Source organism: Pseudorhodobacter sp., assembly GCF_030452865.1.
In the GTDB taxonomy this organism is placed as follows: Bacteria; Pseudomonadota; Alphaproteobacteria; order Rhodobacterales; family Rhodobacteraceae; genus Pseudorhodobacter.
The window spans coordinates 1-2931 of sequence record NZ_JAKDLJ010000422.1 but is presented as its reverse complement, the minus strand read 5'-3'; the positions used below and the strand labels follow the sequence as shown (position 1 = coordinate 2931).

The window sequence follows — 2931 nt, the reverse complement described above, 5'->3', positions numbered from 1 at the left end:
CACAAAGCTGTTCGGTCGGGCAAACCCGCGCGCACATACCGCCCAGAATGTTCTGATCCCAGATCGTCTTTGCCGCCGCTTCCGGCGTGCCGGTCGCGATCTGACGAATGAACATGGGAATATCAATCGCCGTCGGGCAGGCCGATATACAGGGCGCGTCATAGCAGAAATAACAGCGGTCAGCGGCAACAAGCGCCTCATGGCTATCCAGAACCGGGTCCAGATCACTGAAATTATGCGCGTAAGCTTCAGCGGGCAAGCGCCCCGCCGCAAGCCCCGGCGTCAACGGGTTGTTGGACATGATCTGGACCTTCCCTGCCATCCACTTGTCAAAAATCTGCCACAGGTAAATTTTTTTATCAAACGGTAAAATGTGAGTCCGTGGTTTTCCTCGATCAGTTTTGCAGCGCAGCTAATCCAACAGGTGCTTTTCACCCGGCCTTCGCTGGCGTATAACAGGCGCGACTAAGCAAGGGGCATGGCGCAATTCAATGGCAACCAACCCCAGGAACAGGCCAACGAGGACGGTATGAGCAAACAATCAACAGACGCAGACGTGGCATTCATCAAGGCGCTTGCGGAAATCCTGAACTCCAATGATCTGACCGAACTTTCGGTGAAACGCGATTATGCCGAAGACGACAGCCTTGACGTGCGGGTCGTGAAACAGGCCAATGTCATCCATATGGCAGCACCCGCTGCGATGTCTGCCCCGATGCAAATGGCCCCGACAGGCACTGCGGCCCCGGTGCAAAGCGAAGACCCCGCACAACTACCGGGCGCACTGACCTCACCCATGGTTGGCACCGCCTATCTTGCCGCCGAGCGGGGGGCGACGCCTTTCGTGACCGTTGGCGCGCGGGTGGCCGAGGGTGACACCGTGCTGATCATCGAAGCGATGAAAACCATGAACCACATCCCTGCCCCCCGCGCCGGAACCGTGAAGCGGATCATGTTCGAGGATGGCAGCCCGGTCGAATTCGGCGCCCCCTTGATGATCATCGAATAAGGGGCAAACCATGTTTGACAAGATCCTGATTGCCAACAGGGGCGAGATTGCCTTGCGCGTGATCCGCGCCTGCCAGGAAATGGGCATCGCCTCGGTCGCCGTTCACTCCACCGCTGACAGTGACGCGATGCATGTCCGAATGGCGGACGAATCCATCTGCATCGGGCCTGCGTCTTCGACCGACAGCTATCTCAACAAAGCCGCGATCATTTCCGCTTGTGAGATTACCGGCGCGCAGGCAGTTCACCCCGGCTATGGTTTCCTTTCCGAAAACGCCGGTTTCGCGCAGGCTTTGGAAGATCATGGCATCACCTTCATCGGCCCGTCTGCGGAACATATCCGCATCATGGGCGACAAGATCACCGCCAAGGAAACGGCGGCAGCACTGGGGATTCCGGTGGTTCCGGGCTCTGAAGGCGGCGTTCCGGATTACGAGTCGGCGATAGGTGCGGCGGAAAGCATCGGGTTTCCGGTCATCATCAAAGCCACGGCGGGCGGTGGCGGTCGCGGCATGAAGGTCGCGAGGAACGCCAAGGAGTTGGAAGTCGCCTTCCGCACCGCGCGGAGCGAAGCGAAAGCCGCCTTCGGCAATGATGAAGTCTATATCGAAAAATATCTTCAAAAACCGCGCCATATCGAGATTCAGGTCTTCGGTGACGGGCGCGGCAAAGCCGTGCATCTGGGGGAGCGTGACTGTTCCCTGCAACGCCGTCACCAAAAGGTGTTTGAGGAAGCCCCCGGCCCGGTGATCACGCCGGAACTGCGTGCCAGGATCGGCAAAATCTGCGCCGATGCGGTCGCCAAGATAAACTATATCGGTGCTGGAACGGTGGAGTTTCTTTATGAGGATGGGGAGTTTTTCTTCATCGAAATGAACACGCGGCTTCAGGTCGAACACCCGGTAACGGAAGCGATTTTCGGCGTTGATCTGGTACGCGAGCAAATCCGTGTGGCCTCCGGTATGGAAATGTCCTTTGCGCAGAATGATCTGGAAATCAACGGTCACGCGATCGAGGTGCGGATCAACGCCGAAAAGCTGCCGAACTTCACGCCCTGCCCCGGCAAGGTTCGCACCTTCCACGCGCCGGGCGGGCTTGGGGTGCGGATGGATAGTGCCCTTTATGGCGGTTATTCGATTCCGCCCTATTACGACAGCCTGATCGGCAAACTGATCGTGCATGGCCGCGACCGGCCAGAGGCGCTTGCCCGTCTGCGCCGCGCCTTGGGCGAGTTGATCGTGGACGGTGTTGATACGACGGTGCCGCTGTTTCATGCGCTTTTGGCCGAACCCGACGTGCAAAACGGCGAATACAACATCCACTGGCTTGAAAAATGGCTCGAAACGCAGTTTGGCAAGTGATCGGATCGGGCGGTCGGCAATGACCGCCCTACACGCACCATGCAGCAGATAACCGCGGACCTGTTACTTCACGCCTATGCAATCGGCGTGTTTCCGATGGCGGACAGCAGCACATCAACGGACATCCATTGGGTTGATCCTCGCCAGCGCGGCGTGTTCGAATTGGATAATTTCTATATTTCCCGTAGTCTTTCTCAAAGAATTGCGCGGAATACTTACACTATTCGAACAAACTTCGATTTTCTGGCCTGTGTGCGTCATTGCGCCAACCGGCCGGAAACCTGGATAAATGCAGAAATCATGATGCTTTATCAAAAACTTCACCTTATGGGCCACGCCCATAGCCTTGAGGTCTGGGAGGAGGGCGAAATGACCGGCGGGGTTTATGGCGTGACGCTGGGGGCTGCATTTTTTGGCGAAAGCATGTTCTCCACCCGCACCGACGCGTCAAAACTGGCGCTGGCCTGGCTGGTGCATCGCTTGCGGGCCGGTGGCTTCACGCTGTTTGATACGCAATTCCTGACGCCGCATTTGGCATCATTGGGCGCGGTGGAGGTTTCGC

Annotated in this window: 3 protein-coding genes and 1 pseudogene; 3 read left to right on the top strand and 1 reads right to left on the bottom strand. The window is 57.6% G+C overall.

Annotation, left to right across the window (positions count from 1 at the left end; all coding sequences use genetic code 11):
- A pseudogene (locus L0H65_RS17445) lies at window positions 1-301 on the bottom strand (dihydropyrimidine dehydrogenase); the annotation flags it as partial.
- A 228-nt stretch (window positions 302-529) separates the two neighbouring features.
- Here L0H65_RS17445 and L0H65_RS17440 point away from each other — a divergent pair.
- From L0H65_RS17440 to aat, 3 genes are all read left to right on the top strand, one after another.
- Window positions 530-1009, top strand: coding sequence for an acetyl-CoA carboxylase biotin carboxyl carrier protein subunit (locus tag L0H65_RS17440; RefSeq protein ID WP_301460495.1), 480 nt, complete (start codon window positions 530-532; stop codon window positions 1007-1009).
- A 10-nt stretch (window positions 1010-1019) separates the two neighbouring features.
- Entirely contained in the window at window positions 1020-2369 is a 1350-nt protein-coding gene (gene accC, locus L0H65_RS17435; RefSeq protein ID WP_301460494.1) for an acetyl-CoA carboxylase biotin carboxylase subunit, read from the top strand.
- 39 nt (window positions 2370-2408) lie between these two features.
- Window positions 2409-2931, top strand: a 523-nt coding sequence (gene aat / locus L0H65_RS17430) for a leucyl/phenylalanyl-tRNA--protein transferase (protein ID WP_301460493.1), incomplete at its 3' end; no start/stop codon positions are given.

Excerpts from the sequence above, each read along its gene's own strand:
- accC (WP_301460494.1), top strand. The coding sequence starts at position 1,020 with ATGTTTGACAAGATCCTGATTGCCAACAGGGGCGAGATTGCCTTGCGC.
- L0H65_RS17440 (WP_301460495.1), top strand. The coding sequence starts at position 530 with ATGAGCAAACAATCAACAGACGCAGACGTGGCATTCATCAAGGCGCTT.